This is a genomic window from Actinomadura sp. NPDC047616 (assembly GCF_040642915.1).
Taxonomy (GTDB): Bacteria; Actinomycetota; Actinomycetes; order Streptosporangiales; family Streptosporangiaceae; genus Spirillospora; species Spirillospora miaoliensis.
Window position 1 is genome coordinate 19,128 of the sequence record NZ_JBEYTB010000015.1, and the last position, 20,058, is coordinate 39,185.

19 protein-coding genes and 1 pseudogene are annotated in these 20,058 nt (G+C 72.1%); 3 read left to right on the forward strand and 17 right to left on the reverse strand.

Annotated features, from left to right (window positions below; genetic code table 11):
• Positions 1 to 335: 335 nt before the first annotated feature.
• The 3 genes from ABZ801_RS30385 to ABZ801_RS30395 all read right to left on the reverse strand — a co-directional run bounded on the left by ABZ801_RS30385 (position 336) and on the right by ABZ801_RS30395 (position 2,707).
• The gene (locus ABZ801_RS30385) at positions 336 to 596 is read right to left on the reverse strand and encodes a chaplin family protein (protein ID WP_344949195.1); all 261 of its coding nucleotides are present in this window, start codon (positions 594 to 596) and stop codon (positions 336 to 338) included.
• Between the two features lie 159 nt (positions 597 to 755).
• On the reverse strand, positions 756 to 1,433 hold the full coding sequence (locus ABZ801_RS30390; protein WP_344949857.1) for a response regulator transcription factor: 678 nt from the start codon (positions 1,431 to 1,433) through the stop codon (positions 756 to 758).
• 68 nt (positions 1,434 to 1,501) lie between these two features.
• A complete protein-coding gene (locus tag ABZ801_RS30395) occupies positions 1,502 to 2,707 on the reverse strand; it encodes a sensor histidine kinase (RefSeq protein ID WP_360704253.1) in 1,206 nt (401 codons plus the stop codon).
• Between the two features lie 159 nt (positions 2,708 to 2,866).
• Here ABZ801_RS30395 and ABZ801_RS30400 point away from each other — a divergent pair, with 159 nt between their 5' ends.
• Positions 2,867 to 3,868, forward strand: coding sequence for an SAM-dependent methyltransferase (locus ABZ801_RS30400; RefSeq protein WP_360704256.1), 1,002 nt, complete (start codon positions 2,867 to 2,869; stop codon positions 3,866 to 3,868).
• Here the strand turns inward: ABZ801_RS30400 and ABZ801_RS30405 are convergent.
• The 3 genes from ABZ801_RS30405 to ABZ801_RS30415 form a co-directional block, all read right to left on the reverse strand.
• Positions 3,865 to 5,088, reverse strand: coding sequence for a cytochrome P450 (locus ABZ801_RS30405; protein ID WP_360704258.1), 1,224 nt, complete (start codon positions 5,086 to 5,088; stop codon positions 3,865 to 3,867). The two genes, ABZ801_RS30400 and ABZ801_RS30405, sit on opposite strands and share 4 nt — an antisense overlap.
• A gap of 70 nt (positions 5,089 to 5,158) precedes the next feature.
• On the reverse strand, positions 5,159 to 6,550 hold the full coding sequence (locus ABZ801_RS30410) for a PH domain-containing protein (protein WP_360704261.1): 1,392 nt from the start codon (positions 6,548 to 6,550) through the stop codon (positions 5,159 to 5,161).
• An 80-nt stretch (positions 6,551 to 6,630) separates the two neighbouring features.
• Positions 6,631 to 7,143, reverse strand: coding sequence for a PH domain-containing protein (locus ABZ801_RS30415; protein ID WP_344949210.1), 513 nt, complete (start codon positions 7,141 to 7,143; stop codon positions 6,631 to 6,633).
• A gap of 338 nt (positions 7,144 to 7,481) precedes the next feature.
• Between ABZ801_RS30415 and ABZ801_RS30420 the strand changes: the two genes are divergently transcribed.
• Positions 7,482 to 8,630, forward strand: a complete 1,149-nt coding sequence (locus tag ABZ801_RS30420; protein WP_344949212.1) for an NADH-quinone oxidoreductase subunit D — start codon at positions 7,482 to 7,484, stop codon at positions 8,628 to 8,630.
• A 73-nt stretch (positions 8,631 to 8,703) separates the two neighbouring features.
• On the opposite strand, the gene ABZ801_RS30425 is transcribed toward ABZ801_RS30420, so the two are convergent.
• The 11 genes and pseudogenes from ABZ801_RS30425 to dacB form a co-directional block, all read right to left on the reverse strand.
• Positions 8,704 to 9,177 carry a DUF3180 domain-containing protein gene (locus tag ABZ801_RS30425; protein ID WP_360704264.1) on the reverse strand — a complete coding sequence of 158 codons (474 nt, stop codon included), beginning with the start codon at positions 9,175 to 9,177 and terminating at the stop codon, positions 8,704 to 8,706.
• The gene (gene folK, locus ABZ801_RS30430) at positions 9,174 to 9,758 is read right to left on the reverse strand and encodes a 2-amino-4-hydroxy-6-hydroxymethyldihydropteridine diphosphokinase (protein ID WP_344949217.1); all 585 of its coding nucleotides are present in this window, start codon (positions 9,756 to 9,758) and stop codon (positions 9,174 to 9,176) included. The genes ABZ801_RS30425 and folK overlap by 4 nt, the downstream gene beginning before the upstream one ends.
• Positions 9,755 to 10,114 carry a dihydroneopterin aldolase gene (gene folB, locus ABZ801_RS30435; protein WP_360704720.1) on the reverse strand — a complete coding sequence of 120 codons (360 nt, stop codon included), beginning with the start codon at positions 10,112 to 10,114 and terminating at the stop codon, positions 9,755 to 9,757. Before folB ends, folK begins: the two co-directional genes overlap by 4 nt.
• Before the next feature lies 1 nt (position 10,115).
• Positions 10,116 to 10,547, reverse strand: a complete 432-nt coding sequence (locus tag ABZ801_RS30440; protein WP_344949220.1) for a nuclear transport factor 2 family protein — start codon at positions 10,545 to 10,547, stop codon at positions 10,116 to 10,118.
• Positions 10,548 to 10,855: 308 nt separating this feature from the next.
• Positions 10,856 to 11,641, reverse strand: a pseudogene (gene folP, locus ABZ801_RS30445) (dihydropteroate synthase); the annotation flags it as partial.
• 174 nt (positions 11,642 to 11,815) lie between these two features.
• On the reverse strand, positions 11,816 to 12,409 hold the full coding sequence (gene folE, locus ABZ801_RS30450) for a GTP cyclohydrolase I FolE (RefSeq protein ID WP_344949863.1): 594 nt from the start codon (positions 12,407 to 12,409) through the stop codon (positions 11,816 to 11,818).
• 140 nt (positions 12,410 to 12,549) lie between these two features.
• Entirely contained in the window at positions 12,550 to 14,559 is a 2,010-nt protein-coding gene (gene ftsH / locus ABZ801_RS30455) for an ATP-dependent zinc metalloprotease FtsH (RefSeq protein WP_344949223.1), read from the reverse strand.
• Between the two features lie 347 nt (positions 14,560 to 14,906).
• Positions 14,907 to 15,470: a hypoxanthine phosphoribosyltransferase gene (gene hpt / locus ABZ801_RS30460; protein ID WP_344949226.1), complete on the reverse strand. Its 564-nt coding sequence runs from the start codon at positions 15,468 to 15,470 to the stop codon at positions 14,907 to 14,909.
• A gap of 26 nt (positions 15,471 to 15,496) precedes the next feature.
• Positions 15,497 to 16,516 carry a tRNA lysidine(34) synthetase TilS gene (gene tilS / locus ABZ801_RS30465; RefSeq protein WP_360704269.1) on the reverse strand — a complete coding sequence of 340 codons (1,020 nt, stop codon included), beginning with the start codon at positions 16,514 to 16,516 and terminating at the stop codon, positions 15,497 to 15,499.
• A 52-nt stretch (positions 16,517 to 16,568) separates the two neighbouring features.
• Positions 16,569 to 17,711, reverse strand: a complete 1,143-nt coding sequence (locus tag ABZ801_RS30470) for a zinc-dependent metalloprotease (protein ID WP_344949232.1) — start codon at positions 17,709 to 17,711, stop codon at positions 16,569 to 16,571.
• Positions 17,712 to 17,930: 219 nt separating this feature from the next.
• Positions 17,931 to 19,208, reverse strand: a complete 1,278-nt coding sequence (dacB, locus tag ABZ801_RS30475) for a D-alanyl-D-alanine carboxypeptidase/D-alanyl-D-alanine-endopeptidase (RefSeq protein WP_360704273.1) — start codon at positions 19,206 to 19,208, stop codon at positions 17,931 to 17,933.
• 245 nt (positions 19,209 to 19,453) lie between these two features.
• Between dacB and ABZ801_RS30480 the strand changes: the two genes are divergently transcribed.
• Positions 19,454 to 19,957 (forward strand): inorganic diphosphatase, encoded by a 504-nt coding sequence (locus tag ABZ801_RS30480; protein WP_344949238.1) that lies wholly within the window; start codon positions 19,454 to 19,456, stop codon positions 19,955 to 19,957.
• Positions 19,958 to 20,058 lie beyond the last annotated feature (101 nt).

The following is a 20,058-nucleotide window of genomic DNA, read 5'->3' on the forward strand; positions in this document are numbered from 1 at the left end:
GCGGCCGCCCCTTCGCCGGGGGTGTTGGTGAACGTGCTGGTCACGCTGGCTCCTTCGGGGACGTGGACAACGTGTTCCACGCTAGGAATCCGGCGCCGTCCCGCCATCGACCGCGCGTCCATGATCGGTGTCGGCGTCGGGGCTACCGCGCGGTGCCGCGTACGACCTGAGTCGTACGGCCCCGTCCCCCCGCGAGGCGACCGGGTGCCCGCCGCCGCGCGCACACGACAGAGCGCCGGAGACCAGCTCGTGGTCTCCGGCGCTCTCGTCGTTCGCCGTGTGCCGATCAGGGGCGGCGTCCCCGGGACCGCGCCGCGCCGATCAGCGGCGGCGGATCAGTAGCCGTACGGCCTGGGGTAGACCACCGCGGCGCCGCCCTTGCACCCGGCGCCGGCGAGGCCGACGGCGGTCAGCACCTGCGTGGAGTTGCCGCAGACGTTGACCGGCACGTTGGCCGTGACGGGGATCTGGTTGCCGGAGAGCACCCCGCCGGCGCCGCTGGTGACGATGTCGGCGTTGGCGGGCGCCGCGGCGATCAGGGCGGCACCGGTGACGGCGAAGCCGAGGACGCCGGTGGCGGCGAGCTTCTTGAGCACGTGAATCCTCCCGATAGATGGGGCCCGGACGGGCCCCGCCACTCGCATGGGCGCGTCACCTCGGTGAGGTAACCATCGGTAGTTATTCAGCTACTCACTGGTAATGAAAAGCGATCGGCAACTCCGGCCGCAAAAAGTCACCTCAGCGCAATGTTATCGTTACTCTATGTGACCATTCTGCCCGCTTTTGACCAGCCCCGTCTCGTACGCGAACACCACCGCCTGGACCCGGTCCCGCAGCCCCAGCTTGGTCAGGATCCGCCCCATGTGCGTCTTGACGGTGGCCTCCGACACGAACAGCCGCCCGGCGATCTCGGCGTTGGACAGGCCGCGCGCCACCAGCAGCAGCACCTCGCGTTCGCGCTCGGTCAGCGCGTCCAGCGCCCCGACCGCCTTGCGCTCGGCGTCCGGCAGGTGCATGGCGAACCGGTCCAGCAGCCGCCGGGTCGTGCTGGGCGCCACCACCGCGTCGCCCGAGTGCACCGCCCGGATCGCCTCGATCAGCTGCGCCGGCCCGGCGTCCTTGAGCAGGAATCCCCCGGCCCCCGCCTTGATCGCGGCGAACGCGTACTCGTCGAGGTCGAACGTGGTCAGGATGATCACCTTGGGCGGGCCCGGATACGCGCCGGACACGATCCGCCGGGTCGCCTCGATGCCGTCCATGCGCGGCATCCGCACGTCCATGAGCACCACGTCGGCGCGCGTGGCCCGCAGCCGCTCCAGGGCCTGCGCGCCGTCCCCGGCCTCCCCGACGACCTCGATGTCCGGCTGGGCGTCCAGCACCATCGTGAAGCCCGCCCGCACCAGCTCCTGGTCGTCCACCAGCAGCACCCGCACCGGCCGCTCGCCGTCGGGCCCGACGCCGGGGCCGCCTCCAGCCGCGTTCCCGGGCCACTGCGGCTCGCTCACGTCCTGACCTCCTCGCGCAACGGGATCCTGGCGACCACCTCGAAACCACCGCCCGGCCGCGGCCCGGCGCGCACGTGCCCCCCGTACACCGCGACGCGCTCGCGCATCCCGGCCAGGCCGTGCCCGCGGCCGTCGTCGGCCGCCGCGGCGCCGCGCCCGTCGTCGGTCACCTCGATCTCCAGCGCGTCGGCGCCGTAGCGGAGCCGGACCCGGGCGGTGGCGTGCGGGCCGCCGTGCTTGAGGGTATTGGTCAGCGCCTCCTGGACGATCCGGAAGACGGTCAGCTCCCGGCCCTGCGACATCTCCGGCGGCGTGCCCTCGCTGTCGAACTCCACCGGCAGCCCGGCCTCGCGCACCTTCTCCACCAGGTCGGCGAGCTGGTCCACTCCGGGCTGCGGCGCGTACGCGCCCTCGGACGGTTCCGGCACGGACGCCTGGGACGGCACCGCCTCGCCGCCCTCGCGCAGCACGCCCAGCAGCCGCCGCATCTCGGCCAGCGCCTGCCGCCCCGTCGCCGAGATCGCCTCCAGCGCGCGCCGCGCCCGCGCCGGGTCGCCGTCCATGGCGTACCAGGCGCCGTCCGCCTGCACGACGATCACGCTGACGTTGTGCGCCACCACGTCGTGCAGCTCGCGCGCGATGCGGGTCCGCTCGGCGGCCATGGCGATCTGCACCTCGGTCTCGCGCTCGCGTTCCAGCCGTTCGGCGCGCTCCTCCAGGGACCGCAGGTACTCGCGGCGCGTGCGCATGTGCAGCCCCAGCAGCCACACCCCCAGCGCCATCGCCGTCATCATCAGGAAGGCGTACCTGGGATCGGAGGCCTCGGTGGCGTACCGCACCGCCGCCATCGCCGCGCCCGCCACCGTCACGGCCAGCGCGGCCAGCCCCCAGCGGAACGACGGTCCCGCCGCGATGGTGTAGAGCCCCATCAGCACCGCGGCGTTGGCCGGGACGATCTCCAGGTCCGCCGTCCACTGGACGAACGACACCAGCGCCACCACGGCGAACGTCGTGCGCGGCAGCGTGCGGCGCAGCGCCATCGGCCCCAGCAGCCCGGCCATCAACGCCACGGCCTGCCAGGGGCCGATGCCGTGGATTCCGCCGTAGACCCCGGGGATCGTCATCAGCAGCCACGGCGAGGCGAAGAAGCAGTCCACGAGCGGGCGTTTGCGCCGCACCCAGTCCCAGGCTCTGCCGACCATGCCGTCCACCCTAGGTTCACGCACGTCAAGCGGGATCAGCCTGAGGTCGGACGCGCCTACCCCCGGGGAAGGACCGCCCCGCGGCCACGTCCGGTGATCGTCGTCCTCCGCTCGCGGCGCGGCGTCAACCGGTAACGTCAAGGTGTGGCGGCGGCGTGGTTGACGTGGCGCACGGCGATGGAGCGGGCGCTGTACGGGCGGGACGGTTTCTATCGGCGCGGCGAGAACCCCGGCGACCACTTCCGCACCTCCGTGCACGCCTCACCCCGGTTCGCCGAGGCCCTGGCCCGGCTGCTGGGCGAGGTGGACGCCGCGCTGGGCCATCCGCCCCGCGTCGACCTGGTCGACGTGGGCGCCGGATCCGGACGGCTGCTGGCGGGCATCCTCGACGCCGTCGACCCCGGCCTCGGCGCGCGGCTGTCGCCCACCGCGGTGGAGATCGCGCCGCGCCCGCCCGGCCTGCCCGGCCGGATCGCCTGGCGCGCCGACCTGCCGGACGCCGTCACCGGGATGGTCATCGCCAACGAGTGGCTGGACAACGTGCCGCTCGACGTCGTCGAGCAGACCTCCGCCGGGCCGCGCACTGTGCTCGTGGACCCTTTCACGGGCGACGAACGTCCCGGCCCGGAGCCGTCCGACGAGGACCGCCGCTGGCTGGAGCGCTGGTGGCCGCTGCGCGAACCCGGCGACCGCGCGGAGGTGGGCCATCCGCGCTGCGCCGCGTGGGCCTCGGTCATCGGACGGCTGCGCCGGGGCCTGGCCGTGGCCGTGGACTACTCCCACACCCTGGCGTCCCGTCCCGTCTACGGGACGCTGACCGGCTACCGCGACGGCGCCGCCGTCCCCGCCGTGCCCGACGGTTCGTGCGACGTCACGGCCCACGTGGCGCTGGACGCCTGCACGACGGCGGGCGAGGAGGCCGGAGCGACCGCCTCGCTGCTGACCACCCAGCGGGAAGCCCTGCGCGCCCTCGGCCTGACCGGCACGCGTCCCCCCGTGGAGATGGCGCACAGCGACCCTCGGGCGTATGTCGCGGCCCTGTGCGCGGCCGGCGAGGACGCCGAGCTCATCGATCCGGACGGGCTGGGCGGCTTCGGCTGGCTCGCCCAGACGGTGGGCATCGACATGCCCGCGTCCCTGGCCGTACGGGCGTCCGTCTAGACCTCGACGTTCAGCGCCTGCAGGCCCCGTAGAACGAACCCGGGCTTCCACTTGGGCTCGTCCACCAGACGCATGCGCGGGGCGAGCCGCAGGAGCGCGCCGAACGACTCGGCCATCTCGATGCGGCCCAGCGGAGCGCCCAGGCAGTAGTGAATGCCCAGCCCGAACGTGATGTGCGGATTGGGGTCGCGCCCCAGGTCGAGACGGTCGGGCTCAGGGAACACGTCCTCGTCCCGGTTGGCGGAGGCGAACTGCAGCGCCACCTCGGCACCGCGCGGAATGTCGACCCCCGCGACCCGGACGTCCTCCAGCACCCACCGTTCGAACATCGGCGCCGGGGTGTCGTAGCGCAGCAGCTCCTCGACGGCCGACGGCACGAGCGAGTGGTCGGCGCGCAGCCGCTCCAGCTCACCCGGGTTGCGGAACAGCGCCCACCAGGCGTTGCCGGTGGCGTTGACCGTCGCCTCGTGCCCGGCGTTGAGCAGCAGCACGCAGGTGCCGACCAGCTCGTCCTCGGTGAGCCGGTCGCCCTCGTCCACCACCTGGGCCAGCGCGCTGATCAGGTCGTCGCGGGGCGCGGCCCGCCGCTCGCGGGCCAGGCCGCGCAGGTAGTCGGAGAACTCCACGGCCGCGCGCACCGCCGTGCGCTGCGCCTCCGGCGACGGGTTCAGCTCGTACATCCCGCAGATGTCGGCCGACCAGGGCCGCAGCAGGCCGCGGTCGGAGGCGGGCACGCCCAGCATCTCGGCGATCACGGTGACCGGCAGCGGCTCGGCGACCTCGGCCAGCAGGTCGCCACCGCCCTCGGCGACCAGCGCCCCGGCCAGCTCCTCGGCCAGCCCGCGGATCATGGGCCGCAGCCCCTCCACCATCCGCGCGGTGAACGCCTTGGACACCAGCCGCCGCAGCCTGGTGTGCACGGGCGGCTCCACGTCCAGCATCCCGGCGCGGATCAGGTCCCAGAACGGCTTGAGGAACTCCGGCTCGGGCTCGCGGCCGAACTCCTCGTGCGTGGCGACGTGCAGGTAGGACCGCCCCAGCCGCCGGTCGCGCAGCAACGCGTCCACGTCCGCGTGCCGCGTGACCACCCACTGCTCCGTGGGCTCGTGATAGAAGACGGGCCGCTCGGCGCGCAGCCGCGCGAACACCGGATACGGATCCGCCACGAACTCGGGCGACCACGGATCGTACTCCCGCTCCGCCGGAGGAACTTCGCTCATACCCCGGACCCTATGCCCCCCAAGCTGCACAAACCCCACCGCCGCGGGGGCGCCGGTCCTGGCGCCGGGGTCAGCGGGCGGCCCAGCGGCCGGGGTCGCCACCGGCGGCTCGCGCGGCCTGGGCGCGCCGGGCCGTCGACTCGACGATCGCGCGGGCCTCACCGAGGTCGCGGTCGGCCGCCGCGACCCGCACCGGGCCCGGCGGCGCGTCGATGTGGACGGTGGCGAGCCCCAGCAGGCGCTGCAGCGGATTCACCGTCAGCCGCACGCTCTGCGCTCGCGCGTGCGCGATCACGTCCGTGCGGCGGCAGAGGTGGCCGTGCCGGGTCACGAACACGCGGTCGTCGGTGCCGGCGCTGGCCGCCCCGCCCGCGAGGCCCTTGGACGAGGCGGGCAACAGCTGGACGGCGTCCACGTTCGCCCCTGGGAACACCTGCGCCACCAGGTGCAGCGCCACCTGCCGGGGCGCCACGGGCAGCAGCACGGACGACAACGCTTGGCGCTCCCCCGCGTACCCGGCCACGGTCACGTCGAGCCGCGCCCACCCGAAGGGCCGCCACAGGGACGGCTCCACGATGCTGATGGCCTGCACCCGTCCCGGGGGGACGGTCTGCATGCGGGTCTCCAGGACCCCGTACCGCAGCCGTATCCCGTCGGGGGACGTCGCCACGGTGAAGGCGCCGTACATCACCATGGGCGCGACCACGGCACGCACCAGGCCCAGCAACGCGGGAATGGCCACGGCCAGCATGCCCAGCTCCGCGTACAGCAGGAGCAGCACCAGCGACACGAAGAGCAGCAGAGCCGTGCCGAGGACCGGCAGCCGCAACACGAGCGAACCGAACAGCGCCCCGCCGGAGACCCGCCACAACGGTCGTTCCGGGGCCTCCGGGGTGTGGCCGGGAAGACCCGCCGCGCGCGCCAGCAACTCCGCGCGCAACTGCTGCGCGGTGTTGCGCCCCAGGTAACGCAGTGCGATCTCGCTCTGCTCGCCCCCGGCCAACTCCACCCGTACCTCGGCCAAGGCGAACAGCCGCGTCACCAGGGGACGCACCACGTCGATGGCCTGGACACGCGACAGCGGAATCCGCCGCTTGCGCTTGCGCAGCAGCCCCGTCTCCACCACCAGGTCGTCGCCGTCCACGCGGAACCGCAGGGCCAGCCACGTCCACAGCCCCACTCCCACGGCGACGACCGTCATGGGAACGGTGACGACGAGGAATCGCGTCGCCACCTCGGGGGTGATTTCGAGGACGACGCCGTCGTCGGTCTGGGTCAGCAGCAACGGCAGGCCCAGCAGCACGAAGTAGATGCTGAGAATGACGAACGTCCGCAACGGCCCGGTCGCCCAGTGCAGCCGATGCACACCCTCCGAGAACCGTACCGGCGGCGGGGCCTGCCCGTAGTACGGCCCGTGCGGGCCCGGTGGATACGGATATCCGGCCGGGTGCCTCTGCGGCATCCCGTGCAACCCTGGAGGCCCGTAACCGCCCGGGGCGCGATACGGCCCTCCGTACGGTGCTGGAGGTTGGGGAGGGCCGCTCACAAGCCCATGCTCCGTTCCTCGCCCTTCTGCGCCAGACGGTCGCGCAGCGAGGCCGCCTCGGCGGCCGGCAGGCCGGGGATCACCGCGTCGGTCGCGGCGGCGGCGGTATGCATGCGCACGGTGGCGATGCCCATCCACTGCTCCAGCAGGCCGGCCGTGACGTCCACGAACTGCATCCGCCCGTACGGCACCACCACCAGGCGCTTGACGAACACGCCGTGCATGACGAGCAGGTCGTCACCGCGTTCGGCGTACCCCCACGACCGGTACGCCAGCTCGGCCACGACCCACGCCAGCACGAGCGAGATCAGCGCCGCAGCCCCCCACAGGGCCGCCCCCAGCGCCCCGCCGCCGCGTGACACCAGGAACGCCCCGAGCGCCGCGATCGGCACCGCCCACAGCGTCGCCGCGATCCGCCGATGCCAGGTGTACCGCTTCGAGATCCCCGCCCACGCGAGCCCGCCGCCGGGCTGAAACGCCTGTCCCGCCGGATACTGCGGCACCCCCATAGGCACACCCGGATTCGGCGCCCCCGGGTTCGGTGTGCCCGCATTCGGTGCGCCCGCATTCGGAGTCACGCCGTACGCCGTGCCCGCGCCCTGCGACGGGACCGCGCCCTGCGACGGGGCCGCGTTCTGGGGCGGGTTCGCGGCAGGCGGGACGCCCGGCTGAGGGGAGCCCGGAGGCTGCCTTGGCGCCGTCGAGGGGGCCTGCGGGGGCGGGTATCGCTCATGGCTGGGGTTCATTGCGTCCTAGTCAACCGGAAACCGCCGGAATACCGCGAGCCCGAAGCGTGGGACGATGTGCAGATGAGCATCGCACCCGCAGGTGAACGGTGGCGAAGCGGATGACCACGGAACGCATCGTCGGGATCGGCGCGGGGGCCAAGGAACTGGCCACCGAGGACATGATCCTCAACATCGGCCCGCAGCACCCGTCCACGCACGGCGTGCTGCGGCTGCGGCTCACGCTGGACGGCGAGCGCATCGCCACCGCCGAGCCGATCATCGGCTACATGCACCGGGGCGCGGAGAAGCTGTTCGAGGTCCGCGACTTCCGGCAGATCATCGTGCTCGCCAACCGGCACGACTGGCTGTCGGCGTTCGCCAACGAACTGGGCGTGGTGCTGGCCGCCGAACGCATGCTCGGCATGGAGGCGCCGCCGCGCGCGGTGTGGGCGCGCACCCTGCTGGCCGAGCTGAACCGGGTGCTCAACCACCTGATGTTCCTCGGCTCCTATCCGCTGGAGGTCGGCGCGATGACGCCGATCTTCTACGCCTTCCGCGAGCGCGAGCAGCTCCAGCGGGTCATGGAGGAGGTCTCCGGCGGCCGCATGCACTACATGTTCAACCGGGTGGGCGGCCTGAAGGAGGAACTGCCCGCCGGCTGGACGGCCCGCACCCGGCACGCGATCGCCGACGTGCGGGCGGGCATGTCCGACATCGCCGACCTGATCCTGGGGAACGAGATCTTCCGGGCCCGCACCCGCGGCGTCGGCGTCCTGACCCGCGAGCAGATCCTGCAGTACGGGGTGTCCGGCCCCATCGCCCGTGCCAGCGGCGTCGACTTCGACCTGCGCCGCGACGAGCCGTACCTGGCCTACGGCGACCTGGACGTGCGCGTCGTCACCCGCACCGAGGGCGACTGCCTGGCCCGGTTCGAGTGCCTGCTCGACCAGGTGTACGCCTCGCTGGACCTGGCCGACGCCTGCCTGGACCGCCTGGCCGACCTGCCGCCCGGCCCGATCAACCAGCGCCTGCCGAAGGTGCTGAAGGTCCCCGAGGGCCACACCTACGCCTGGACGGAGAACCCCCTCGGCATCAACGGCTACTACCTCGTCTCACGCGGCGAGAAGACCCCGTGGCGGCTGAAACTGCGGTCCGCCTCGTACAACAACATCCAGGTGCTGTCGGAACTGCTGCCCGGCAACCTGGTCGCCGACATGATCGCCATCCTGGGGTCGATGTTCTTCGTCGTCGGCGACGTCGACAAGTAGGCGGCGCGGGACACCCGCCCCGGCGCCCGCCGCGGCGCCCGCCGCGGCCGGGGGCCGCCGAGCCTCGGCCGTCTCAGGCTCGGGAGGCGCCCCGGTCGTGGTGCTCCTCGTCCGGGCCCTTGGGGACGCGGCAGGCGTACTCCAGGAAGTACGCCGCGCCCACCAGGACCACGGCGGCCACGAAGGTGGCGGTGCTGACGAAGAAGTCGTCGCGCGGAGTCGGCTTGTCCAGCGACCCCGACAGCGCGGCCGCGAACCCGGCGAACACGCCCGCCAGGACGGCCGCGGCGTGCGCGCTGGCCTTGCCCAGGGCCGCCATCCGGGCGACGACCAGCGGCTCCACCGGCTTGGTCCCCGGCCGTCGCCGGATGCGGCGCAGGATGTTCACGCCCGTGAACGCCTCGCCCAGCGCAAGCAGCAGCAGGGTCGGCACCGCCGTCCACGGCAGCGGCGGCAGCGACACGTACGCGGTGTCCAGCACCGCCCAGGTGATCAGTCCGATGACGATCACCAGGGCGAGCAGGAACGTCGGGCGGGACGGTCTCATGCAGGAGGCTGGAGGCTCAGGTCGTCGCGGCGGCGCACCGCGGTCGCGGCCTCGGCCTGCTTGGCCGCGGCCAGGTCACCGACGCGTCCGTGCCCGGGCAGCAGCACGTCCGGTTCGATGTCGGCCCACGGCACCAGCACGAACGCCCGCTCGTGCGCGCGCGGGTGCGGCAGCGTCAGGTCGGGGTCGTCGGAGGTGATGTTGCCGAACATCACGATGTCGATGTCCAGCGTGCGCGGGCCCCAGCGGACCTCGCGCGTGCGCCGCATCGAGTTCTCGATGTTGAGGACCCGCTCCAGCAGGTTCTCGGGTGGCAGCCGGGTGTCGGCCACCAGCACGACGTTCAGGTAGTCGCCCTGCTCGGGAAGGGTCTCGCCGGGCGGGGCGTACGGGGCGGTCTCGTAAACCGGGGAGAGCGCCACGAAGTCCAGGCCGGGCGCGTCGAACAGCGCGTCGACGGCCTCCTGAATGTTGTCCAGCCGGTCGCCGAGATTGCTGCCCAGGGAGAACACGACGCGATGGGCGACCAGCATGTGGCCACCGGTCGCGGTGCGGTCGGGCATACGCTCGGACGCTGTCATGGACGACTCCTCCTGATCCTCACGGCCACGTCCGTGAAGGGGTGCGGCACCGGGGCGTGCGGCTTGTGGACGGTGACCTCCACCTCGGCCACCGCCCGGTCCTGCAGGCAGACTCCCGCCAGCCGGTCGGCCAGCGTCTCGATGAGGGCGACGGGTTCGCCCTCCACGACGGCGACCAGCCGGTCGGCGAGAGATCCGTAGTCGACGGTACGGGACAGGTCGTCCTCGGCCGCCGCCGGGCGGGTGTCCAGACCCAGCGTGACGTCCACCACGAACTCCTGGCCCAGCTCCCGCTCGGCGGGCAGCGCGCCGTGCCGCCCCCGGGCGCGGAGCCCGCGCAGTTCTATCCGGTCCAGCTCATTGCTCCTCTGTGTCGTTCAGAATCGGGGACCCGTGATGGACCAGCAGCCGCCAGCCTCCGCCGACGCGGACGAACACGTTCGTCGCGATCATGCTTCCCGCGGCCAGGAATCCGTTCTCGGCGCCCTCCTCGGCGGTCAGGATGTTCTCCTTGCACGTCACCACGGCCTGCTCGCCGTAAACGTCGGCCTCGACATCGGTCAGCACGAACTGGATGTACTCGGTGTTCGCCATGATCAGCGCCCATGACCGCAGCACCTCGTCCCGCCCGCGCAACCGGGTCCACCCCGGGTGCACGCAGGTCACACCGGACGCGTACGGCCCGTCCGCCCACACCGCCGACATACGGTCCAGGTCGCCCGCCTCGAACGCCGCGTAGAACTCGGCGTTGGCCTCGACCAGCTCGTCACGCTCCACCGCACGACTCATCGCCTGCCACCCTGCACACCACCACCGCCACCCCACAACCCCCCGTCGCCACGCAACTCTCCCAAACGCCGCCCCACACCACCCGCCTGCCCGGCACCACCGGCCTGCGCGGCACCACCGGCCTGCACGGCACCACCAGCCTGCGTACCACCGGCTTGCATGCGACCTTCGGCCCGCGCGCCACCACCCGCAGACGCGCCGCCACCCGCCTGCGCGGCATGGTCGGGCTGCGGGTTCCCGTGCGGCGAGGGGTTGGCCTGGGGACTTGTCGAGGACGAGGGGAGGGGTGCGGTCTTGGCCGCGGCGATGCGTACTGCGGCCGCCACCCGGACGGCGTCGGCGTTGGGGCGCACGTGGTGGACGCGTACGCACCAGGCGCCCGCCGCCGCGACCAGGGAGGACACCGCCACGGTGGCGTCGTCGCAGTCGGCGAACGGACGCGGCGTTCCGTCCGGGCCCGCCAGGAGCCGCCCCAGGAAGCGTTTGCGGGAGGCGCCCACCAGCACCGGGTAGCCGGTGTCGTGCAGGACGTCCAGGTGGGCCAGCAACATCCAGTTGTGCTCGGCGTGCTTGGCGAACCCCAGCCCCGGGTCCAGCACGATCATGGACGGGTCGACGCCCTCGTCCAGCACCGCGTCCACCCGGCTCAGCAGCTCGTCGCGGACCTCCCGGACGACGTCGTCGTACACGGCCCGCGTCTGCATGTCGTGGCTGTGCCCGCGCCAGTGCATCACCACGTACGGCACGCCCGCAGCCGCCACCGCGCGCGGCATGTCCGGGTCGGCGAGGCCGCCGCTGACGTCGTTGACCAGCCGGGCACCGGCCGCCACCGCGGCCTCGGCCACCTCGGCGCGCATGGTGTCGATGCTGACCGGGATCCCCTCGGCCGACAGCGCCTCGATCACGGGGACGACCCGGCGCAGCTCCTCCTCGCGCGACACCCGCTGCGCTCCGGGACGGGTCGACTCGCCGCCCACGTCGATCAGGTCGGCGCCCTCGGCCACGAGGTCCAGCCCGTGCCGGATCGCCTTGTCGACGTCGAACCAGGCGCCGCCGTCGGAGAAGGAGTCCGGCGTCACGTTGACCACGCCCATGACGAGGCAGCGCCCTGGCGTGGGCAGCCCTGGGACGGCGACGTCGGTCATGTTCCAACCCTATGCCTTGATCGCGTTGCCCCGGTCCACGGCCCCTTACCAACGGTGACCCGGGACGCCCACCGACGAACAGGGCCCCCGCCGTCGCGGCGAGGGCCCGTCGTTGGCGTCGGGTCAGCTTCCGAGGATCAGCCCCATGGCCTCGGCGCGTGTCTCGGGACGGTCGCGGAACGCGCCGCGCACGGCCGAGGTCACCGTCTTGGCGCCCGGCTTGCGCACGCCGCGCATGGTCATGCACAGGTGCTCGGCCTCGATCACCACGATCACCCCGCGCGGCTCCAGGATCCGCATGAGCGCGTCGGCGACCTGGCTGGTCAGCCGTTCCTGCACCTGCGGCCGCCGGGCGTACACGTCCACCAGCCGCGCGAGCTTCGACAGGCCGGTGATGTGGCCCTTCTCGTTCGGCGTGTACCCGACGTGCGCCAGCCCGTGGAACGGCGTGAGGTGGTGTTCGCACATCGAGTAGACCTCGATGTCCTTGACCAGGACCATCTCGTCGTGGTCGGCCTCGAAGACCTTGTTCAGGGCGTCCTCGGGGTCCTGGCGGAGGCCGGCGAACTGCTCCGCGTAGGCGCGGGCGACCCGGGCCGGGGTCTCGCGCAGGCCGTCGCGGTCGGGGTCCTCGCCGATGGCGATGAGGATCTCGCGGACGGCGCGTTCGATGCGCGCGTGGTCGAAGACGCGTTCGCCGCGACCCGGCACCACCAGGCCGGAGCCGGCGGGCTCGCCGGGGGTGGCGGGCTCGCCGCCGTTGGCGGCGGGGTCACCGGAGACGCCGGTGGACCCGGCGGCCAGGTCGGCCGCCGGGTCCCGGAACGCGTCGTCGTCGTACCGTTCGGTCAAGACGATCAGCTCTCGCCCGAGGACGGGTGGTCGGGGGCGGGCTCTGCCTGGCCCGATCCCTGGCCGTTGTTCTTGGTCAGGTCCGCGACGTCCTGCGGGCCGAGCAGGGCCAGCTCCTTGGGCGTCAGGACCGGTGGCCGGTCGGACGGCAGCCGCTTGCCGTAGCCGGTGTAGGAGTTCTGGTGCGGCCGCTTGCGGATCGGCGCGAAGATCTCCAGCACCTGCTCCTTGGAGAGGGTCTCCTTCTCCATGAGCTGCAGTACCAGGTCGTCGAGGACGTCGCGGTACTCGACGAGGATCTCCCAGGCGGTGTCGTGCGCGGCCTCGATGTAGCGGCGGACCTCGTCGTCGATCGCCGAGGCGATGTCCTCGGAGTAGTCGCGCTCGTGGCCGACGTCACGGCCGAGGAACACCTCGCCCGCGCCGGTGCCGAACTTGCGGGCGCCGAGGCGCTCGCTCATGCCGTACTCGGTCACCATGTTGCGGGCGATCGAGGTGGCCTTCTCGATGTCGTTGGCCGCGCCGGTGGTCGGCTCGTGGAACACCAGCTCCTCGGCGGTGCGGCCGCCCAGCAGCATGGCCAGCTGGTCGGTCATCTCCGACCGGGTGGTGAGGAACTTGTCCTCCATCGGCAGGGTCATGGTGTAGCCGAGGGCGCGGCCGCGCGGCAGGATCGTCACCTTGTGCACGGGGTCGGCGTTCGGCAGCGCGTGCGCCACCAGCGCGTGCCCGCCCTCGTGGTAGGCGATGATCTTCTTTTCCTTCTCGGACATGACCCTGGTCTTGCGCTCCGGGCCGGCCATGACCCGGTCGATGGACTCCTCCAGGGTGTCCATGTCGATCAGCTTGCGGTCGAACCGCGCGGTCAGCAGCGCCGCCTCGTTGATCACGTTGGCCAGGTCGGCGCCGGTGAAGCCGGGGGTGCGCCGGGCGATGACGTCCAGGTCGACGTCGGGCGCGAACGGCTTGCCGCGGCCGTGCACCCGCAGGATGCCCTTGCGGCCCTCCAGGTCGGGACGGTCAACGGTGACCTGGCGGTCGAAGCGGCCGGGACGCAGCAGCGCCGGGTCGAGGATGTCGGGCCGGTTCGTGGCGGCGATCAGGATGACGCCGCCCTTGACGTCGAAGCCGTCCATCTCGACCAGCAGCTGGTTGAGGGTCTGCTCACGCTCGTCGTGGCCGCCGCCCAGGCCCGCGCCGCGGTGCCGGCCGACGGCGTCGATCTCGTCGATGAAGATGATCGACGGGGCGTTGGCCTTGGCCTGCTCGAACAGGTCGCGCACCCGGGAGGCGCCGACGCCGACGAACATCTCGACGAAGTCGGAACCGGAGATCGAGTAGAAGGGCACACCGGCCTCGCCGGCCACGGCGCGCGCCAGCAGGGTCTTGCCGGTGCCGGGCGGGCCGTACAGCAGCACGCCCTTGGGGATCTTGGCGCCGATCGACTGGAACTTGGCCGGGTTCTGCAGGAAGTCCTTGATCTCCTCAAGCTCCTCCAGGGCCTCGTCGGCCCCGGCCACGTCCGCGAACGTGGTCTTCGGCGTGTCCTTGGTGATCAGCTTGGCCTTGGACTTGCCGAAGTTCATCACCCGCGAGCCGCCGCCCTGCATCTGGTTCATGATGAACAGGAAGATCAACACGATGACCACGATGGGCAGCAGGCTGAACAGCAGGTTGAGGAAGAAGCTCTGCTTGGGGACCTCGACGTTGTAACCCCCGGGCAGCTTGCCGGCCTGGGCCTGCTGCTGGAGCTGCTCCTGCAGCCGCAGTCCCTGGCCGTCGACCCAGCTGGCCTGCTGGTGCTTGCCGTTGGTGAGGGTGACCTCGATCCGCTGGTCCTTGTCAATGATCTTGGCGGAGCGGACCTGGCCGGCGGCGATCTCCTGGACCACCTTGGAGGTGTCGGTCTTCTCGTACGAGCGGCCGGGGTTCATCCCCCACATGACCATGGCGACCAAGAGGCCCAACAGCAGGATCCACAGCAGCGGCCCGCGAAAGTAGCGTTTCACGTCCATTTATCCGGTAACCCCTCCGGGGCCCGTCCCTCCTATTGCGATCCTCGCCCGTCCCGCAGGACGGACGCCACTGTGATCCGGCTCCATGCGTGCGGCGGACCCTCGCCGGAGCCCCCGGCCCGCCGAGGCGACCGGCCCCACCGGGCGGTTTCCCCGGCGCTGGTCCGGGACACCGACGGTACACCGGGCGGAGCGGGGGGCGCAGCCAGCGCGGATCCCTGATCCTTCCGGTATACCCGTCAGCCTCCAATGCAACGATCCACGCCGGTCTGATGTTCCCTGACGGCCGTCCGCGGGGTCTCCGCGGCGCCGCGCGGGCGCTTCACCGACGCCGGTGCCGGGCTCCCTCAGACGCTCTCACCTCCGTAAACGTGGGGCGCCAGCGTCCCCACAAAGGGCAGATTCCGATACTTCTCGGCATAGTCCAGGCCATACCCGACGACGAACTCGTTCGGAATGTCGAACCCGATGTAGCGGACGTCCACCTCGGTCCTGACCGCTTCCGGCTTGCGCAGCAGCGCGCAGATCTCCAGCGAGGCCGGGCCGCGTGAGCGCAGATTGCTGACCAGCCACGACAGCGTCAGGCCCGAGTCGATGATGTCCTCGACGATCAGAACGTGCCGGTTCATGATGTCTGCGTCCAGGTCCTTCAGGATACGCACGACCCCCGACGACTTGGTGCCCGAGCCGTACGAGGACACCGCCATCCAGTCCATGGAGACAGGTGTGTGCAGCGTCCGGGCAAGGTCCGCCATGATCATCACGGCGCCCTTGAGCACACCGACCAGCAGCAGGTCCTTGCCGGCGTAGTCGGCGTCCACCTGCGCCGCCAGCTCGCGCACCTTGGCCTGGAGCTGATCCTCCGGAATGAGCACCTTCGCCAGGTCGGCGCCCAGGTCCTTCTCGTCCACTACCCCACCCTCCGGGAAACGCATAGTCACTCGGGCCGGCCCGGGCCGAACAGCAGCCTTCCCTCTCGCCGGTACGCGCGCACGCCCCCGGTCAGGTCGACGTGCCGCTGTCCGCGCCAGGCGGTGACCAGCCGATCCACGTGTTCCACGTGAACGGCCGCGAGCGTACCGGGTGGGCTGCCCGCGGCTATCGCCGCCTTCCTCAGCACCCGTGTGCGTACGGCCTTGGGAAGCCCTGCCAGGCCGTCCAGGGTGAGCGCCACGGAGAACGGTTCTGGCGCGGTGATTTCGCAATCGGCGTAGGAGCGGTCGGCGATGCCGTCCAGGGCGTCGGCGTCGTCGCGCAGCATACGTGCGGTACGGGCAAGCGCCTCGGTGATTCCGGGGCCAAGCGCCTTCTCCAGGACGGGCAACGCTTCGTGGCGTACGCGAACGCGCGTGTAGGCGGGATCGTCGTTGTGGGGGTCGTCCCAGGGTTCCAGTCCCATGGCCAGGCACGCCCGTCGCGTGGTGGCCCTGTCGATGTCCAGAAGCGGCCGCACGTAACGGATCTCCCGCGCCTCAAGGGTGCGGACGAACGAGGGAGGCATGCCCGCGAGCGAACGGGCTCCCGAGCCTCGGGCGAGCCCCATCAGGACGGTCTCGGCCTGGTCGTCCCTGGTGTGCCCCAACAGCACGGCGGCCGCCCCCAGATTGGCGGCGGTCTCGTCGAGGGCGGCGTAACGGGCGTCCCGGGCCGCGTTCTCCGGCCCGCCATGGTCCCCCACCGTGACGGTGACCGCCCCCGCCGGGTCGAGCCCGAGGTCTGCCATCGCCCTGACGACCTTCTCCGCGCGCGTGGCCGAGCCCTCCTGCAGGCCGTGGTCGATCGTGACGCCCCCCGCCGGACGCCCCGCCCGGGGGGCCTCGAACGCCAGCGCCCCCGCCAGCGCGAGCGAGTCGGCGCCGCCGCTGCACGCGACGAGCACCATGCGTTCGGGCGGCAGCATGTCGAGGACGCGCCGTACCGCCACACGAACCGTCGCCACGGCCGGGTCAGGCCCCATTGCCCCTACCGCCCGCCGGTGACGCGCCCGGGGCTGGACGAGATGGCGGCGTTCACGCCCCGTTGGCCTCGGGGGTCTGCGCATCGGGAGTCGTCGCCTCGATGGCTCGGGGGCCGAGCACCCGGTCCATCCACAGTGCCGGCTCCTTGATCTCGTCGTGGGTGGGCAGCGTCTCGGCCGAATCCCACACCCGGTTGAAGCCGTCCATGCCGACCTCGGCCACCACCCGGTGGACGAACCGCGACCCTTCGGCGTACTGCCGCATCTTCAGGTCGATGCCGAGCAGCCGCCGGATGGTCTTGTCCATGCGGGTGCCGCCCTCACGGCGCCGCTGGAACTTGGCGCGGATCTGCTGGACGGACGGCACCACCTCGGGGCCGACCGCGTCCATGACGTAGTCGCCGTGCCCCTCGACCAGCGTCATCACAGCGGTGAGCCGGTCCAGGATCTCGCGCTGCTCGGGGGTCTGGATCGCGTCGATCAGGCTGGACTCACCGCCGCGCACGGCGTCGGCGATCGCGTCGGCCGCGTCCCTCAGGCGGTCCAGCAGCGCCCCGGGGTCGAGGTCGGAGGCGAGCAGGAACTTGGTCATCTGGTCCTGGACGTACTCGCGCAGCCACGAAACCCCGGTGAACTGGGCGCGGTGCGTCTCCTCGTGCAGGCACACCCAGAGGCGGAAGTCCCGCGCGTCCACGCCGAGCTCCTGCTCCACCTGGACGATGTTGGGGGCGACCAGGGTGAGTCTTCCGGTGGGAGCACGGCCGGACGGGTCCGGAGGCAGGAACAGCTCGTACTGGCCCAGCACCCGGCTCGCCATGTACGCGAGGATCGCGCCCACCTGCATGCCGGTCACGCGGGAGCCCACGGCCTGCACGACGACGCCCGCGCCCCCACTGCCGAGCAACCCCGTCCCACGGCGCTCGGCCATCTGCTCCATGAGGGGTTCGAGCACCACCCGGAAGCCGTCCACGTTCGCACGGATCCAGCCGGGCCTGTCCACGATCGTCGCCGGGGCGGGGGCGGCCTCCGCCCGCATGCCGGTGAAGTCGCCGACATGCCCGTGTGCGACGCGGGACAGCTCGCGCAGCTGCGCCACCACCTCGCGCGCCTCGGCCTGCCCGACCTGCGGCCCCGGCCGGACGAGCCGGGTGCCGGTCTGCACCGCGACGTTCCAATCGATCATTGAGGCGCTCATGTACTCCACCGTACGTTTCGACCCCGGCGCCTGAGCGCCCCTGCAGATCGTTCAACGAACAACCGATTCCGTTATCTCCCGTACGACCACATCCATACCCTCGGAGAACCGCGTACTCCACCCTCAGTTCGCCCACAGATGCTGGCCGATGCGGCCAAGCGCGTGCGGCGGCGGCCCCAAGCGCGCGCGGGCGCGGCCTCAGAAACGGCCGGGGCGGGCTCAGGTGCAGGCACAGGAGGCGACGATGGCGGCGAGGGCGTCGAGACGGGAGGGGTCCACCGTGCCCGTCCCGTCCCCCGTCATGAACGCGAACGCCAGCAGGCGCCCGTCGGCGTCGTAGGCGTATCCGGCCAGCGTGCTGACTCCCGCGAGCGTCCCCGTCTTGGCCCGGACGAGGCCGGCGCCCGCCGCACTGGAGGGGGTCATGTAGCGGGGCGGGGACAGGGTGCCGGAGAACCCCGCCACCGGCATGCCGGTTATCGCCGCACGCAGTTGGGGACGGTCGTCCGATGCGGCGAGGGCGACCAGCCGCGCCAGCGCGATCGGCGTGATCCGGTTGCCCGTCGACAGCCCGCTACCGTCGTTGACCATCACCCCGGCGGAGACGCCGAGTTCGCCGAGAACCTCCATGACGGCCTGGGCACCCCCGGCGAAGGAGGGCGGATACCCCCTGTTCATCGCCACCTGACGGGCGACCGCTTCGGCGACGTCGTTGTCGCTCTCGGTCATCAGATGCTCCACCAGCACCGACAACGGCGGTGACTGCACGGCGCCGAGCCGGGCAGCGTCCTCGGGCGCCCTGGTCGGGCGGCCCCGGGTGGCGGCGACGCCGTTACGGGTGAGCATGCGTGCGAACGCAGCGGCCGCTGCGGCGGGTGGGTCGCCCACACGGGTCTTGGTGAGCGTGCCAGGGGCGACCCTGCCCTCGTCCACAGTGAGCGCGCTCACGGGGGCGACCTCGCCGTCCGGCAGGTAGTTGGGTTTCCAGCCCGCGGCGGTGCGCGGGCCCTGGTAGGCGGTCGCGTCGTAGTCCACGCGCACGCGACGCGTGCCGGACGCCTTGAGGGCCGCGGCCGTCTGCCGCGCGAGATCGGCCAGCGACGCGAACGCCGGACGCCCCTGCCCTGCGGACGCGGGGAGCGCGGTCAATGTAGGATCCCCGCCGCCGACCAGCACGACCCCGCCGCCGCCTCGGACGACCTTGGTGGCGATCCGGTGCTCGGGTCCGAGCGCGGCCAGCGCCGCCACGGACGTGACCAGCTTGGTGGTGGACGCGGGCGTGGCGGGTCGGTCACCGTTCTGGGCGAACAGCTGCCGGCCGGTACGGGCGTCGATCACGACCGCGTTGGTTGGGGTCTGCGAGCCGCCGAGCAGCCCGGCGAGCCGTCGTCCCAGAACGGAGGCGTCCGCCACGCCGTCGGCGGCACCGGCCGGTACGGCGGTGGCGAACGTGCGTACCGGCTCGCGTTCGGCAACGCCAGGTGGCTGTGGGGACAAGCGTCGGTCGGGTGTGAGTTTGGCCACTGCCATGCCCGCGCCTGCCGTCGAGACGTGAAGGAGGGAAAGTGTGACCATGACGAGGGCGCGCGTGCGTTTCGGCACGTGACCGCCCCTCTCCCCCTCAGCACCCACCAACGTGCGACATCCTTGTATAAGGGAACACCATCCTGTGCGGGCCGCCCTCGCCCGCGCGGGCTCCCGAAAGACTATTCACTGCGACGGCGCAGGGAGCGGAGGACATCGTGGATTTCGACGTCACCATTGAGATCCCGAAGGGTCAGCGGAACAAGTACGAGGTGGACCACGAGACCGGTCGCATCCGCCTGGACCGGATGTTGTTCACCTCGACGCAGTATCCGGCCGACTACGGGTTCATCGAGGACACCCTGGGCGAGGACGGCGACCCGCTGGACGCCCTGGTGCTGCTGCAGGAGCCGACGTTTCCCGGCTGCCTGATCCGCTGCCGCGCGGTCGGAATGTTCCGCATGACGGACGAGGCCGGGGGCGACGACAAGGTCCTGTGCGTCCCGGCCACCGACCCGCGTATGGAGCACCTGCGCGACATCCACCACGTGCCGGAGTTCGACCGCCTGGAGATCCAGCACTTCTTCGAGGTCTACAAGGACCTGGAGCCCGGCAAGTCCGTCGAGGGCGCCAGCTGGGTGGGCCGCGTCGAGGCCGAGGCCGAGATCGAGCGCTCCCTCAAGCGCGCCGCCGACCTGGGCGACCACAAGGGCGGCCACTGACCGCCCGTGCCCGGTCGTTGACCCGAGTCGTCGTCGGCTGGGCGGGGCAGGCCGGACGGCGCCGATCCGCTCCCGCCGTCCTCCGGCCGTGACCGCGCCAC

What these genes read in the sequence shown, in the direction of transcription:
- ABZ801_RS30395 (WP_360704253.1), bottom strand. Translation starts at nt 2,707, where the DNA reads ATGGTCGGCAGAGCCTGGGACTGGGTGCGGCGCAAACGCCCGCTCGTG.
- ABZ801_RS30405 (WP_360704258.1), bottom strand. Translation starts at nt 5,088, where the DNA reads ATGAGCGAAGTTCCTCCGGCGGAGCGGGAGTACGATCCGTGGTCGCCC.
- ABZ801_RS30410 (WP_360704261.1), bottom strand. Translation starts at nt 6,550, where the DNA reads ATGCCGCAGAGGCACCCGGCCGGATATCCGTATCCACCGGGCCCGCAC.
- ABZ801_RS30415 (WP_344949210.1), bottom strand. Translation starts at nt 7,143, where the DNA reads ATGGGGGTGCCGCAGTATCCGGCGGGACAGGCGTTTCAGCCCGGCGGC.
- ABZ801_RS30420 (WP_344949212.1), top strand. Translation starts at nt 7,482, where the DNA reads ATGACCACGGAACGCATCGTCGGGATCGGCGCGGGGGCCAAGGAACTG.
- ABZ801_RS30425 (WP_360704264.1), bottom strand. Translation starts at nt 9,177, where the DNA reads ATGAGACCGTCCCGCCCGACGTTCCTGCTCGCCCTGGTGATCGTCATC.
- folK (WP_344949217.1), bottom strand. Translation starts at nt 9,758, where the DNA reads ATGACAGCGTCCGAGCGTATGCCCGACCGCACCGCGACCGGTGGCCAC.
- ABZ801_RS30440 (WP_344949220.1), bottom strand. Translation starts at nt 10,547, where the DNA reads ATGAGTCGTGCGGTGGAGCGTGACGAGCTGGTCGAGGCCAACGCCGAG.
- ftsH (WP_344949223.1), bottom strand. Translation starts at nt 14,559, where the DNA reads ATGGACGTGAAACGCTACTTTCGCGGGCCGCTGCTGTGGATCCTGCTG.
- tilS (WP_360704269.1), bottom strand. Translation starts at nt 16,516, where the DNA reads ATGGGGCCTGACCCGGCCGTGGCGACGGTTCGTGTGGCGGTACGGCGC.
- ABZ801_RS30470 (WP_344949232.1), bottom strand. Translation starts at nt 17,711, where the DNA reads ATGAGCGCCTCAATGATCGATTGGAACGTCGCGGTGCAGACCGGCACC.